Origin of the sequence: Pseudoduganella aquatica (assembly GCF_020865585.1) — a bacterium.
Taxonomy (GTDB): domain Bacteria; phylum Pseudomonadota; class Gammaproteobacteria; order Burkholderiales; family Burkholderiaceae_D; genus Rugamonas; species Rugamonas aquatica_A.
The window spans coordinates 4,826,195-4,841,403 of the sequence record NZ_CP086370.1 but is presented as its reverse complement, the minus strand read 5'-3'; the positions used below and the strand labels follow the sequence as shown (position 1 = coordinate 4,841,403).

General features: G+C 66.1%; 9 protein-coding genes. All 9 read left to right on the top strand.

The features are described from left to right. Positions 1-104 precede the first annotated feature (104 nt). Positions 105-1,571 carry a Gfo/Idh/MocA family protein gene (locus KT882_RS21540; RefSeq protein WP_228893271.1) on the top strand — a complete coding sequence of 489 codons (1,467 nt, stop codon included), beginning with the start codon at positions 105-107 and terminating at the stop codon, positions 1,569-1,571. A 268-nt stretch (positions 1,572-1,839) separates the two neighbouring features. Next, entirely contained in the window at positions 1,840-4,749 is a 2,910-nt protein-coding gene (locus KT882_RS21535) for a TonB-dependent receptor domain-containing protein (RefSeq protein ID WP_228893270.1), read from the top strand. Positions 4,750-4,824: 75 nt separating this feature from the next. Continuing rightward, positions 4,825-7,011, top strand: a complete 2,187-nt coding sequence (locus KT882_RS21530; protein ID WP_161070526.1) for a glycoside hydrolase family 65 protein — start codon at positions 4,825-4,827, stop codon at positions 7,009-7,011. Continuing rightward, a complete protein-coding gene (locus KT882_RS21525; RefSeq protein WP_161070527.1) occupies positions 7,008-8,594 on the top strand; it encodes a DUF5060 domain-containing protein in 1,587 nt (528 codons plus the stop codon). The genes KT882_RS21530 and KT882_RS21525 overlap by 4 nt, the downstream gene beginning before the upstream one ends. Then, positions 8,591-9,919 carry a pectate lyase gene (gene pelA / locus KT882_RS21520; RefSeq protein ID WP_161070528.1) on the top strand — a complete coding sequence of 443 codons (1,329 nt, stop codon included), beginning with the start codon at positions 8,591-8,593 and terminating at the stop codon, positions 9,917-9,919. Before KT882_RS21525 ends, pelA begins: the two co-directional genes overlap by 4 nt. 71 nt (positions 9,920-9,990) lie before the next feature. Next, positions 9,991-11,220, top strand: a complete 1,230-nt coding sequence (locus tag KT882_RS21515; protein ID WP_228893269.1) for a hypothetical protein — start codon at positions 9,991-9,993, stop codon at positions 11,218-11,220. A gap of 197 nt (positions 11,221-11,417) precedes the next feature. Next, the gene (locus tag KT882_RS30830; protein WP_321170280.1) at positions 11,418-13,040 is read left to right on the top strand and encodes a methyl-accepting chemotaxis protein; all 1,623 of its coding nucleotides are present in this window, start codon (positions 11,418-11,420) and stop codon (positions 13,038-13,040) included. Between the two features lie 59 nt (positions 13,041-13,099). Beyond that, positions 13,100-14,458 (top strand): 3-oxoacyl-ACP reductase, encoded by a 1,359-nt coding sequence (locus tag KT882_RS21500; protein ID WP_228893268.1) that lies wholly within the window; start codon positions 13,100-13,102, stop codon positions 14,456-14,458. A gap of 73 nt (positions 14,459-14,531) precedes the next feature. Then, a complete protein-coding gene (locus KT882_RS21495; RefSeq protein ID WP_228893267.1) occupies positions 14,532-15,197 on the top strand; it encodes a response regulator in 666 nt (221 codons plus the stop codon). The last annotated feature ends 12 nt before the right edge of the window (positions 15,198-15,209 follow it).

Here is a 15,209-nt window from a genome sequence, read left to right as displayed (position 1 = left end):
AATTTTGTAATTGGTCTTGCCGCAACCTCTTGCTGGGGCTACCATATTTACGGCATTAATCCGTAAAGTCATGTAGTCAAAAAACCATTAAGGGGACACGCAGCATGGACGAAAAAGGCCTGGGACCAATCGATCGACGTACTGTATTGAAAGCGGCCGGCACTGCCGGCTTGCTGCTGGCGGGCGGCGCGGGAGGGGCGGGCGGCGCATTTGCCGCCGAGCCGCGCAAGCGCTACGCCGTGGTGGGCGTGGGATCGCGCTCGCGCATGTACACCGGCGCCATCACCGGCAAGTTCCGCGACCGGAATGAAGTCGTGGCCGTGTGCGACCGCAACGCCGGCCGCGCCGCGCTGGCCGTCAAGAAGATTACCGCCACCGGCGCCAGCGCGCCCAAGGCCTACGGCCCGGACGACTTCGAGCGCATGGTGCGCGAGACCAAGCCGCAGTTCGTGATCGTCACCACCACCGACGCCAGCCATGATGACTTTATCGTGCGCGCGCTCGATGCAGGCTGCGACGTCATCACCGAAAAGCCGATGACCACCACGGCGGAAAAAGCCCAGCGCATCCTGGACGCCGTGAAGCGCAGCGGCCGCCATATCCGCGTCACCTTCAATTACCGCTATTCGCCGCCGCGCACGCAGGTGAAGGACATCCTGATGAGTGGCGAGATCGGCGACGTGCTGTCGGTTGACTTCACCTGGCTGCTCAACACCAAGCACGGCGCGGACTACTTCCGCCGCTGGCACAGCAACAAGGCCAATTCCGGCGGCCTGATGGTGCACAAGGCTACCCACCATTTCGACCTGGTGAACTGGTGGCTGGGCGCGCAGCCGGAATTGGTGCACGCTTTCGGCTCGCGGCAGTTCTACACGCCGGTCATGGCCAAGCGACTGGGCCTGGAGGGCGCGCATGAGCGTTGCCTGACCTGCACCGAAAAGGCCAAGTGCACCTTCTACTTCGACCTGGCGGCGGACCAAGGGCTGAAGGAACTCTATCTGGACAACGAGAAGCACGACGGCTATTTCCGCGACCAGTGCGTATGGCGCCCCGAGATCAATATCGAGGACACCATGAACGTCATGGTCCGGTATGACAACGGCGTGCAGCTGAAGTACGCGTTGTCGGCCTACGATGCGTGGGAGGGCTATCACATTGCCTTCAACGGCACCAAGGGGCGGCTGGAGCACCGCATTGTTGAATCGGCCGGGGTGGCGGGCGCCAACGAGACGCAGAGCAGGAGCGACAATGTGCAGATCCGCGTGATACCGCTGCGCGGCGCGGCGCGCGACATCGAGCCCTGGACCGGCGTGGGCGGGCATGGCGGCGGGGATGATGTCATGCTCACCGAGATCTTCGGCGATGCGCCGGCCGATAAGTACAAGCGCGTGTCCGACGAGCGGGCGGGGACGTATTCCTGCCTGGTGGGGATTGCCGCCAACCGGTGTTTCGTCAACGGGGCATCGGTGCGTATTGCCGATATGGTGACCGGCCTGACGCCGCCGGACCGCGCGCCTATGCCGGACCGCAATGGTCCGGTGCCTATGCCGATTCGCACTGGTAAGGCCTGAGGCGGCTCTTGGCGGGTTACGCGCTGCGCGCTAACCCGCCCTACGATATTTCGGCCCCACGCACCCCATGCCGTGGGGCGTAGGGCGGGTTAGCGGCATAGCCGCGTAACCCGCCATCCTTGTGGACAAATAGCAACGTCGTAGCCACCCTTGCCTGAAGAGTACGGTTTTCCTTGTTAAAGTGGTCTAACCAATTTAGTATCTGGCTATACCAAAAAAAAGATTGATCGAACCAATTCGATTAGACACCTTGAGGAGGAGATCCCCCATGAAGCAAAAACCGCAACTCCAGCGTGCCGTGCTGGCAACCGCCGTCAGCCTGGCAGTACTGCAGATGGCCAGCCATGCGCAGGCCCAAACCGCCCAGTCCGGCGAGCAGCAAGTGCAGGCCGTGGTCGTTACCGGCTCGCTGATCCGCCGCGTCGCCGACGAAGGCGCCACCCCGCTGACCACCATCAAAGCCACCGAACTGGCCGCGCGTGGCCACACCGAACTGAAAGACCTGGTGCTGGAACAGCCGCAGTCGCTGTCGCTGGGCACCAACTCGGGCGCCGCCGGCCCCGTGACCAACTTGCGCGGCCTCGGCCCGATGCGCACCCTGTCGCTGCTGAACGGCCGCCGCCTGGCCAACGAGCCGCTGCAGGACCAGTACGTGTCCGTCAACGTGATGCCGCGCATGGCGCTGGACCGCGTTGAAACCCTGAGCGGCGGCGCCGCTTCGATCTACGGCGCGGACGCCATCGGCGGCGTGCAGAACTACTGGACCAAGCGCGGCTACGAGGGCGCCTCCATCAAGGCCGAATACGCCACGCCTGAAATGAGCGGCGGCGGCGACACCAAGTCCATCGGCGCGATCTTCGGCTACGGTAACCTGAACAAGGACGGCTACAACGCCTACATCGCGGTCGACCACCAGAAGAAATCGGCGCTGTTCCAGGCTGACCGTCCGGAGCAGCACGACCCTGAGATCCTGCGCACGCTGGGCCTGGGCATCCTGCCGGACGCCCGCAACGCCAGCCCGTTCGCCAACTTCGGCTTCACCCGTGCAGCCAACTCGAACTACAACCCGGCCTATGCCACCGGCTGCGGCGACGGCACTTATGCGCGCCCAACGCTGGGCAACGCCAGCGCCAATACGCCGCCGACCTACGCGCCGGGTTGTGCCCGCAATGCGCTGTACTGGACCGCCATCACCGACGGCAGCGAGATCACCAACGTGGCGGCGCGCGCCAGCTGGAACCTGTCCGGCGGTCACAAGATCGACCTGGACGTCCTGCACAGCAATTTCACGGTGCAGAAATTCCGCGGCATGCAGGTGCCGGGCGCCACGCAGCCGTTCACCACGTATTCGCTGCCGTCCACCAGCCGCTTCTACCCTGGCAAAGGCATCACGCCTAATATCCAGGTGGTGGGCAGCAACACCGGCGCCAACACGCCGACCATGTATATCGACGCGACCAAGACGCCGGGCACCGTCAGCAATCTGAACCTGAACAACCGCCCCATCTACTTCCAGTGGGGGCCTGCCGAACTCGGACCTGCCTACCGCAACGACGAGCAGACCAACAACCGCCTGGTGCTGTCGGCCGAGGGCGAAGTCATGGGCTGGGACTACCGCGCAGGCCTGAACTACGGCGCCTCCGAGCGCGACACCCGCGTGGGCGAAGGCTACATCCTGTACAGCAAGGCGCAGGAAGGCTTCGACAAGGGCATCCTGAATCCATTCGGCCTGCAGGACGAAGCCGGCGCGCAATACCTGCGCGACATCCAGGCCAACGACTACACCTACCGCCTGAACAAAGCCTACAACAAGAGCGTGGACGTGACCCTGTCGCGCGCGCTGATGCCATTGGGCGGCGGTGACCTGACGCTGGCCGTGTCCGGCGAACTGCGCCGCGACTCGGCACGCACCTTCAACGCAGCGCTGGATTATGTGCTGAAGAAGGCCGACGGCAGCTACAACATCGACGCCGCAGGCAACGTGGTGCAGTCCGACCTGGTGGGCGAAACCCCGCAAGGCGTGGCCAAGAAGCTGAAGCGCGACATCTCCTCGCTGGTGATGGAGATCGATGCGCCGCTGACTTCAACCTTCCTGCTGAACGGCGCAGTGCGCGCCGACCACTACGACGACCTGAAGCAAACCACCGTCAATCCTAAGCTGGCCGCACGCTGGCAGCCGATCAAGGAACTGGTGCTGCGCTCCTCCCTGTCGACCGGTTTCCGCGCGCCGTCCATCATGGACATCCAGAATCCGACACCGGAAGTGCGCACCCAGGTGATGGATGACCCGGTGCTGTGCCCAAGCTCGCAGCCTACGGTTGCAGGCACCGGTACGCCGAAGGCCGGCTACACTGCGGACCAGGTCTGCAACGTGACCACCAACTACTGGACCAAAACGCCGAACAACACCTTCCTGAAGCCCGAGAAGTCGCGCGGCTTCTCGTTCGGCGGCGCGTATGAGCCGATCAAGGACCTGGCGCTGACGGTGGACTACTGGGGCCTGAAACTGAAGGACGTGCTGGGCGCGCTGACCATCGCCGAAGTGCAGCAGAACCCGACCAAGTACGCCGAGTACATCATTCGCGGCTCGAACGGCGTGATCGACCACATCGTTGCCAGCCAGGCCAACCGTGGCCAGACCCGCATCCGTGGCGCGGACGTATCGGCCAGCTACCGCTTCCCGACCACCAGCATCGGCAACTTCGATGCAAAGATCGACGGCACCTGGTATCACAAGTATGAGTTCCAGAGCGAGAAGGACGGCCCATGGCTGCAGAACGTAGGCATCATCACCAATGATGGCCGCTTCGGTGGCGCAGGCCCGAACTCCGGCCTGGCCGGCATGCCGCAGATGAATCCGCGCTGGAAGTACACGGCGGCTGTGACCTACACCACCGGCGACTGGAGCGGTACGCTGTCGCAGCGCTTCCAGACCGGCTTGACCGACCTGACGCCGCGCGCCGGTTCCACGCTGACCACGGTGGATTCGTACAGCCAGTACAACCTGAACGTGCGCTACAAGGGCTTCAAGAACACCACCATCAGCCTGGGTGTGAACAACCTGACCAAGGAATGGCCGCCGCTCACCTCCAACAGCATCTACGGCGGTGGCTACGTGACCAGCATGGCCGACATGATGGGCCGCGTGTATCGCCTGTCGGTTGAATACAAGTTCTAACAAGCTTGTTTGAAGGGCGCGGCTCCGCTGTTGGCGGAGCCGCGCTTTTATCGTTGTTGGGAGACTGATTTGTTCATGACACTTCGCTGTTTCGCCGCTGTTCCCCTGTTCATCGTATTGACGGCCCATGCGGCTGCCCCCATCAACCGGCAAGCGCTGGCCGCGCGCCACTCTCCCCATTTATCCGCCATCGACATCATGGCCCCGCTCAGCGTGGGCAATGGCCGCTTCTGTTTCACGGCCGACGTCACCGGCCTGCAAACCCTGCCCGAACACTACCGCGCCGGCGGCACGCCGCTGGAAACGCAGGCGCGCTGGTCCTGGCATGAGAACGCCAACCCCAATGGCTACAAGCTGTCCGACGCCAACCGCAACTTCACTGCGCATGGCCGCACGCTGGGCTACCCAACCAACGCGGGCTCGCCGGCCGGCGTGTGGCTGCGCGAGAATCCGCATACCCAGCCGCTGCCGCAGATAGGCTTCGTGATGGCGGGCGAGGGCGCCCGTCCGCTGGCCGCCGCCGACGTGGCGTCCGTGGACCAGCGCCTGGACCTGTGGCAGGGCCAGCTGCAAAGCCGCGTGCGGCTGCTCGGCCAGCCGGCCAGCGTGCGCAGCACCGCCAGTCCGGACAGCGACACGCTGGCGCTGCATATCGAAACCCCGCTGTTCGCGCAGGGCAGGGTGGTGGTGCGCATCGCGCTGCCGCTGGGCTACGACCTGGCGGCGGCCAAGCACAATTCGCCGCTGGACTGGTCGCACCCCGACGCGCACAAGACCGCCGTGCTGGCGCAGACGGCGCGCACGCTCACCGTTGAGCACAGCCGCGACGCGTCGCGCTACAGCATGACGCTGGCCGGCGCCGCGCCGCTGTCCATCAAGCGCAGCGGCCCGCACAGCTTCGACATCACGCCCGCAGCGGGCAAGGTGATGGACCTTACGCTGACCTTCGTGCAGCTCAGCGCGGGCACGCAGGGCGCAGAGCGTATTGCGGACAGGTCTGCGGATCGTCCAGCGGCGGGCAAGCTTGCCCCGGCGCCGACCGCCTCGCAAATCTTTGCCCGCAGCGCCGCCTTCTGGCGCAGCTACTGGCAGTCCGGCGCCGCCGTCGATTTCACCGGCAGCACGGACCCGCGCGCGCAGGAGCTGGAGCGCCGCGTGGTGCTGTCGCAATACCTGGCCGCCATCCAGCTGGGCGACGAGCTGCCAGCCCAGGAAAGCGGGCTGACCACCGCCACCTGGTTCGGCAAGCACCATGCCGAAATGGTGTGGTGGCACACGGCCCACTTCGCACTCTGGGGCCGTCCCGACTACACGGCGCGCACGCTGGGCTGGTTCCAGCGCACGCTGCCCGCCGCGCGCGCGGTGGCGGCCGAGCGCGGCCTGCAAGGCGCGCGCTGGATGAAGATGACCGGCCCCGGCGGCCGCGAAAGCCCGGGCGGCAATCCGCTCATCGTCTGGAACCAGCCGCACCCCATCCACCTGGCCGAGCTGCTGTACCGCGCCGACCCCACGCCCGCCACCCTGGCGCGCTACGGCGAACTGGTGTCCGAAACCGCGCAGGCCATGGCGTCCATGCTGCACTGGCAGGAGGACCGCCAGCGCTACGTGCTCGGCCCGCCGCTGTGGATAGCGCAGGAAATCTACGACCAGTCGACCAGCATGAATCCGGCCTATGAGCTGAGCTACTGGGCCTGGGGCCTGGAGAAGGCGCAGCAGTGGCGCGAGCGCGCCGGCCTGCCGCGCAATCCGGACTGGGAACACAAGCGCACGCATTTGTCCGCGCTGCCGCAGAAGGACGGCAAATACGTGGCCGTGGAATCGCATCCGGACACCTGGGACAACGTGGACAGCCGCCACGACCACCCGTCCTTCCTGATGGCGCTGGGCCAGCTGCCTGGCGACGGCGTGGACCCCGAAACCATGCGCAGCACGCTGCACGCGGTGCTGGCGAACTGGGACTGGGCCACCAAGATCTGGGGCTGGGACTATCCCATGATCGCCATGACCGCCGCCCGCCTGGGCGAGACCGAGCAGGCGGTTAACGTGCTGATGAAAACGGACGGCCCGAACAACGGCTACACGCAGGCGGGCCACAACCCCAACAAGGGCTTGCCGGTCTACCTGCCAGGCAACGGCGCGCTGCTGGCGGCCGTGGCCATGATGGCGGGCGGCTGGGAAGGCGCACCCGGCCGCGCCGCCCCCGGCTTCCCGGCGGACGGCCGCTGGGTGGTGCGCGCAGAAGGATTCAAAAGGTTGCCATGATGAGTAAACGATACTTCCTTAAAACCGCCGTGGCTGCGGCCGTCGCACTGGGCGCCGTCCTGGCCGCACCGTGGAGCGCCGCCGCGTCCGCCGTGGTGGAACGCTGGGGCAGCACGGAGATTGCGCTGTCCGGCCCCAGCGCGGGCAACCCCTTCATGGAGGTGGAGCTGTCCGCCACCTTCCGCCAGGGTGCGCGCACGCTGACGGTGGCGGGCTTCTACGACGGCGACGGCCAGTACAAGATCCGCTTCATGCCGCCCGAGACGGGCGAGTGGGAATACGAAACGCAGAGCAACCGCGCGGAACTGAGCGGCCGCAAAGGCACGCTCACCGCCGTGGCGCCGTCGGCCGGCAACCACGGCCCGGTGCGCGTGAAGAACACCCACCATTTCGCCTACGAGGACGGCACGCCGTTCTGGCAAGTGGGCACCACCAGCTACGCCTGGGCGCACCAGACCGAGGCGCTGGAGCAGCAGACGCTGGCAACGCTGGCCGGCGCGCCGTTCAACAAGCTGCGCATGGCGGTCTTCCCCAACCAGGACGTAAAGAACCAGCCGCCGCGCTTTCCCTTCCCAGGCCAGCCGCCCAAGGGCTGGGATCTCACGCGCTTCAATCCCGAGTTCTTCCGCCATATCGAGCAGCGCGTGGGCCAGTTGCGCGAGCTGGGCATTGAAGCGGACCTGATCCTGTTCCACCCTTACGACAAGGGCTACTGGGGCTTCGACAGCCTGCCGGCCGACGTGAACGAACGCTATCTGCGCTACGTGGTGGCGCGGCTGGGCGCCTACCGCAATGTGTGGTGGTCCATGGCGAACGAGTTCGACTTCCTCAAGGCCAAGAGCATGGCGGAGTGGGACAGCTACTTCCAGATCGTGCAGGCCAGCGACCCTTACCAGCACCTGCGCTCCATCCACAACGCCTTCGTGTTCTACAACCACACCAAGCCCTGGGTCACGCATGTGAGCGTGCAGAGCGGCGCCATCGCCGAGGACTTCGAGCGCGCGGTGCTGTTCCGCGACGTCTACAACAAGCCGGTGGTGTACGACGAAGTGAAATACGAAGGCAATTTCTCGCGCCGCTGGGGCCAGCTCAAGCCGGAGGAAATGGTGCTGCGCTTCTGGGAAGGCGCCATCGCGGGCACCTATGTGGGCCACAGCGAAAGCTATGAAGACCCGAACGGCCTGGTATGGCTGGGCAAGGGCGGCGTGCTGAAAGGGCAAAGCCCGCCGCGCCTGGCCTTCTTCCGCAAGATACTGAGCGAGAGCCCGCCGGAGGGGCTGGAACCGATAGACAAATGGCAGAACCACCCGTTCGCGGGCAAGCATGCGCAGTACTACCTGGGCTACTTCGGCCTGGGCAAACCCAGGAGCTGGCCGTTCGTGCTGTTCAAGACCGGCCTGAAAGACGGCATGAAGTTCAGGGCCGAAGTGATCGATACATGGAATATGAAGGTGACGCCAGTGAACGGTACTTTTGAAATCGTCAAACGCGACGACTATACTTTTGCGGACAAAAATGGCCGCAGCATCGCGCTGCCGGGCAAGCCTTATATGGCGCTGCGCATCGTGCGGGTGGACCAATGAACGCCTCCCGTGTGCCGCGCAGCATCGCCGCTACGGCCGTTGCCACTGCCGTCGCCGCCGCGCTGCTTGCCGCCTTTGCGCTGCCAGCCGTCAGCCATGCGGAAGTCATCGGCCACATGAAGCCTGCCGAAGCGCTGACCGAAGCCAGCGTTGCCAGCCTTGCGGGGCAAGAGCAGAGCGCTTGGCTGGTCTACATCGCCCGCTCGCGCGCGCTGATGGCCGCAGACAAGGCCGCGCTGGCGGCTGAACGCGAAGGCCTGGCCCCGGCGGCCATTGCGCCGCCCCCGCCGCATTCGAGCAGCCGCGACGGCGGTATGCCGCTGGGCCGTCCCGCCGCCTGGTATGGCGGTGCGGAAGCGCGTGTGGTGGCCATGAATATTGTCAGCTTCCAGACGCCCGCCGGCGGCTGGGGCAAGAACGTGGACCGAAACGCGCCAGCGCGCCAGCGCGGCCAGCACTACATCGCGGACGACCACACGCCGGGCCTGCCCGTCCAGCGGGAAGCCTGGAGCTACGTCGGCACCATAGACAACGACGCCACCACCACCGAGCTGCGCTTCCTCGCCCGGGTGATGGCGCAAGCGCCCGCTGCGGAGAGCGGCGCCTACCGCGAGTCCTTCCTGAAAGGCCTGCGCTATCTGCTCAACGCGCAGTACCCCAACGGCGGCTATCCGCAGAACTACCCGCTGGAAGGCGGCTACCATGACGCCATCACCTTCAACGACAACGCCATGGGCAGCGTGGTGACGCTGCTGGACGAGATAGGCGCAGGGAAGGGCGATTACGCCTTCGTCCCCACCGCCATCGCCGCCGAAGCGCGCGCCGCATCGGCCAAGGCGATCCGGATGATACTGGCCGCGCAGATCGTGGTGGCGGGGCAGCGCACCGGCTGGTGCCAGCAGCACGACCCGGTAACGCTGGCCCCTGTTGGCGCGCGCAACTTCGAACCGCCATCGCTCACCAGCTCGGAAAGCGCCTCGCTGCTTAACCTGCTGATGCTGCAGCCTAACCCCGCTCCGGACACCGTGGCCGCCGTCCGCGCTGCCGCCGCCTGGCTGCAGCGCGTGGCGCTGCGCGACGTGGAATTCACCGGCAAGGAAGCCGCCACCGGGCGGCGCCTGGTGGCCAAGCCGGGCGCAGGCCCGCTCTGGTCGCGCTACTACGACATCGCCACCATGAAGCCCATCTTCGGCGACCGTGACCGCAGCATCCACGACGACGTCAACGCCATCAGCCTGGAACGCCGCAACGGCTACGCGTGGTTCGGCAACGGCCCGGCCAAGGCGCTGGAAAACTACGCCCGCTGGCCGCAGCGCACACCTTGATCCATAGCCAGCCTGGCGGAGTTGTGATACTTTTGAGAAATATTAAGTTAATCACAAAATCCGGGGGATGAATGGTATTCAAAAGCGCGGCGTTGGCAATGGCGATGGCGAGCGGACTGGCGGCGGCGGGTAATCCGGCGCTAGCCTATCCCGATCCGGAAGTGGATTTGCAAAAAGCCGAACTGAAAGTGCGGGCGCCGCGCGAGGTTATCGCCAGGCACGCGCAGGCGCTGGAGGAGGGCGACAAGGCGCGCAGCACGCTGAGCGGCGTCTTGCAAAGGCTGGCAGCGCAGCGTTCCTTCCTTGGCGATACCGAAGGCGCGATTGCGGCATTCGACGAGTCGGATGCGCTGGCCCGCCGTAAGGAAACCAGCTACGGCGACGATCTGGATCGTCTTGCTGAGGCGCGGGCAGAGGATGCGCTGGAAGCGATTGTGCGCGAAGCCCGCAAACACCGCATCGTTATCCTGAACGAGGCCCACCATGTTCCCATGCACCGCGCCTTCGCCATGCGCCTGGCGCGCGAGCTGCGCAAGGCAGGCTACACTTGGCTGGCGGCCGAGACGTTTGAGAACACGCCGTTTGAGAAGGGCTATCTTGCGCTGTCCGACGGCTACTATTCGCGCGAGCCCGTGTTCGGCAATTTCTTGCGCGACGCAGCGGCGGACGGCTGGAAAATGGTGCAGTACGAACCTTTCGACCAGCAGGCAAGCGACACTTTTGAGCAGCAGATCGAGCGCCGCGAATCCGGCGAGGCCCGCAACCTGGTCGAGCGCATCTTTGCCAAAGATGCGGCGGCCAAAGTCTTTATCTATGTGGGCTACGGCCACCTGGCCGAGATGCCGCGCGTGGGCAACGGCATCGGTACGGCATGGATGGCCGCGCAGCTCAAGCATATGACGGGCCTGGACCCGCTCACCATCGACCAGACCGTGATGATGGCCCACTCCAAGCCGGAGGCCGAACCAGGTATCTACGGCAAGGCGGTTGCGCGCGAAACCAGGCTGTCGCCCTTCGTGCTGCGCGCGCCGGGCGGCGGCTACGAAGTCTTCGGCAGCAGCCGCTTCAAGGCCGACATGCAGGTGGTGCACCCGCGCTACGGCATGGACGGCGCCACCGGGCGCGCCGCATGGCTGCAGTCGCTGGCGGGCTTCAAGCCCCTGGCTGTGCCGCAGGAACTGTATCCGGAGGCGGGCGCGCAGTGGGTGTTCGCCCACCTGGCGGGCCAGCCGGCGGACTCGGTGCCGGCGGACGTGGTGAAGCTGGAGGCGGGCAAGCCCGCGCCCCAGTTTATGCTGTGACCCGGGAGCTACAGTTATAGCGTCCGCAAATACCCTTAATTCGTTTGACCAGGACAAGGGGTGCAGATAAAATAGATGCAACACAGAAATAGCATGTCGAAACCCAAACTCCGTTTCAGCATTATCTGACACAGGCATTACCTCATCCGCCCAAGCTGTGCCGCGATGAAGGAGCTGCCTTGAAACGGAGTATCAACATGTTTACCAAGACCACCATTCGCTTGCGGCTCATTTCCACCATGGCGCTGCTTGGCCTGCTCATCGTGGGCACTGGCCTGAGCGGCCTGCATGGCATGAACACCATCAACGCCAGCCTGCGCGATGTGAATACCAACACCATGCCGTCCGCAGTCGCGATCCTCAATTCGCAGCTGTCGCTGAGCCGCGCGCGGCTCGCCATGGACCGCGTGACCATGCATCCGGAAGATCCGGATGCGGCGAAGACCCTGCAGCGCGCGGCCAGCTTTGTAGCCGACTCGGACAAGGCCTGGAGCCTCTACCTGACGCTGCCGCAAGGCGCGGACGAGAAAGTACTGTCGGATGAAATGGACAGCCGCCGCCGCAAATTCATCGACGAGGGTTTCCAGCCGCTGGTGGCAGCCGCCAAGGCGGGCGACGCGGCCAAGGCCGACGCCATCACCATGAAGACCATGCAGCCTTTGTTTACCAGCCTGTCCGAGAGCGCGGCCAAACTGACCGACTACCAGGCGCGCAGCAATATGGAGCAGTTCGACGCCAGCCAGGCCATGTACCGCCAGCGCCTGTGGTTCACGCTGGGCGCCATCGCCGGCGGCGTGCTGCTGATGCTGATCGCCTGCGTATCGCTGCTGCGCTCCATCCTGCGCCCGATCAACGAAGCGGTGAACCACTTCAACAGCATCGCCGGCGGCGACCTGTCCAACCGCATTTCGGTGGACGGCCATGACGAGATGTCGGTGCTGATGCGCGGCCTGGCCGGCATGCAGGCCAAGCTGGCGGCTCTGGTGCGCGGCGTGCGCGACGGCACCGCGTCCATCGCCACCGCCACCCACGAAATCGCCGAGGGCAACCTGGACCTGTCGCGCCGCACCGAGCAGCAGGCGGCCAGCCTGGAGGAAACCGCGTCCTCGCTGGAAGAACTGACCGCCACCGTGCAACAGAACTCCGAGCGCGCGCGGCAGTCCAACCAGTTGGCGCAAGCGGCATCGGAGATCGCGGTCAAAGGCGGCGCGCTGGTGGGCGGCGTGATCGGCACCATGGGCGCCATCCGCGAATCGTCCACCCGCATCCAGGACATTATCGGCGTGATCGACGGCATTGCGTTCCAGACCAATATCCTGGCGCTGAACGCGGCGGTGGAAGCGGCCCGCGCGGGCGAGCAGGGACGCGGCTTTGCCGTCGTCGCCTCCGAAGTGCGTAGCCTGGCGCACCGCAGCGCCGAAGCGGCCAAGGACATCAAGACGCTGATCGGCGACTCGGTGGCCAAGGTCGACAGCGGCGGCCAGCAGGTGGGCGAGGCTGGCGCCACGATGGAGGAAATCGTCTCCAGCATCCGCCGCGTGGCCGACATCATGGGCGAGATCGCCGCCGCAGGGCACGAGCAGGAAATGGGCATTGGCCAGATCAACGTGGCCGTGGCCGAACTGGACGACGTGACGCAGCAGAACGCGGCGCTGGTGGAGGAAGCCGCGGCGGCGTCCGAATCGCTGAAAGAGCAGGCCGAGAAGCTGGCCGACGTGGCGAGCGCTTTCCGCGTCGACGGCGTGGACGATGGCGGCGGCGCGGGCAAGGCTGTCCGCGCGCGGCGTCCCGTTGTGGCGGGCATGCTGCAAAGGGCCTGACGGCGCTTACCCGCTCGGTTAAGATGGCCGCTTATCGAGATACGGCAAGGATAAGCGGCATGAGCGACATACTGAAGACATTGCACGGCAACCGCCTGGCGGCCCCTTTCGCCAGGGCGCTGGGTCTGCCCAAACCCGTGACGCTGGCGCGCGCCGCCGGCGGCTACGAGGCGCAGCCCTTTTCGGGGCAGGCCGCGCTGCTGCTGGCAGCGGGCGGCGGCTACGCGGCGCAGGCCTTGCGCAGCGCCTTGGAGGAAGCCGGCGCCAGCGTGGCGGCGGCGCTACCGGAGGATGAACGCCAACAGGCGGGCATCGTGGTGATGGACGCCACCGGCTGCCGTTCCCCCGCCGACTACCGCGCACTGTACGACTCCTTCCACCCCATCATGCGCCGCATCGCCCGCAATGGCCGCGTGCTGATTGCCGCACCGTTGCCGGACGCGGGCGGCGACCCGGTGCAGGCCGCCGTGGCGCGCGGCATTGAAGGCTTCAGCCGCTCGCTGGGCAAGGAGCTGGGGCGCAAAGGCATCTGCGTGAACACCGCCTACGTCGCCGCCGGTGCGGAAGACCGCCTGGCGGGCGTGGTGCGCTTCTTCTGCGGCAAACAATCCACTTACGTATCCGGGCAGGCGGTGCGCGTCACCGCGCGCGTGGCCGCGCCGCGCGCCTTGCCGCAGGCGCAGGCCATGGCGGGCAAGACCGCGCTGGTGACCGGCAGCGCGCGCGGCATCGGCAAGGCCATCGTGGAGCGCCTGTCGCAAGAGGGCGCGCGCGTGATCTGCCTGGACGTGGCGGCAACCGCCGAGGAGCTGCGCAGCACTTGCGCGCAGTTCGGCGCCATTCCGCTCACGCTGGACATCACCGCGCCGGACGCCCCGGTGCAGCTGGCGGACTTCCTGCGCGGCCAGGGCGGCGGACTGGATATCCTGGTTCACAACGCGGGCGTAACGCGCGACCGCACACTGTCCAATATGAAGCCGCAGGACTGGGATGTTGTGGTGAACATCAACTTCGCCGCCATCACGGCCATCGACGCCGCGCTGCTGTCGGGCGGGCTGCTGCGCGACGAGGGACGTATTGTGTATCTGTCGTCCATCAGCGGCGTGGCGGGGAATTTCGGCCAAACCAATTACGCCGCCACCAAGGCCGCGCTGATAGGCTACGCGGCGGCGCAGGCGCCCTTGCTGGCGGCGCGCGGCATCTGCGCCAACGCGATTGCGCCGGGCTTTATCGAAACCGCCATGACCGCGAAGCTGCCGTTCTTCACGCGCGAGATAGGCAGCCGCCTGAACGCGCTGATGCAGGCCGGCCAGCCCCGGGACGCGGCCGAGCTGGTGGCTTTCCTGAGCAGCCCCGGCGCCTATGGCGTCAGCGGCGAAACCATCCGCGTGTGCGGCCAGGGCGTGATGGGCGCGTAGACTGTCATGTCAATGTAATAATCCTGTGATCCAATAAGGTCCGCTGCAAAAAACATAACAGGGACCGGGGATCATGGGCTTCAGCGTGATGGTGGTCGAGGACGAGCCGGCTATCCAGGAGCTGATCGCAGCCTCGCTGAACGGATACGAAGTGCGCTGCACGGGTAGCGCGGAGGCGGCCGTGCTGGCGCTGGCGCAGGCCACGCCGGACCTGCTGCTGCTCGATTGGGGCTTGCCGGGACAATCCGGCATAGACCTGCTGCGCCGCCTGCGCTCGCAGGCGCGCACGCGCGCGCTGCCGGTCATTATGCTCACTGCCCGCTGCCAGCCGCAGGACGTGGTGTTCGGCCTCGAGTGCGGGGCGGACGACTATATTTCCAAGCCATTCAGCCCGCTTGAACTGCGTGCCCGCGTGCAGGTGCAACTGCCGCGCAAAGCGGGCATGGCGCTGAACGGCTTGCAGCTGGACCTGGCTGCGCGAAGCGTGTCTGCGGGGGCGCGCGGCCTTGCACTGGGGCCGGCTGAATTCTCCCTGCTGCGCCATTTCATGCGCCATCCGGAACGCACCCATACGCGGGCTGCCTTGCTGGAGCAGGTGTGGGGCAACGACAGCACCGTCAGCGAGCGCGCGGTCGATACGCGGGTGCGGCGCTTGCGCCTGGCCCTGCAGGCCAGCGGCCACCACGCCATGATAGAAACGGTGCGCGGCGACGGTTACCGCCTGGCGGTCGCGCGCTGAGCGCAGGGACGC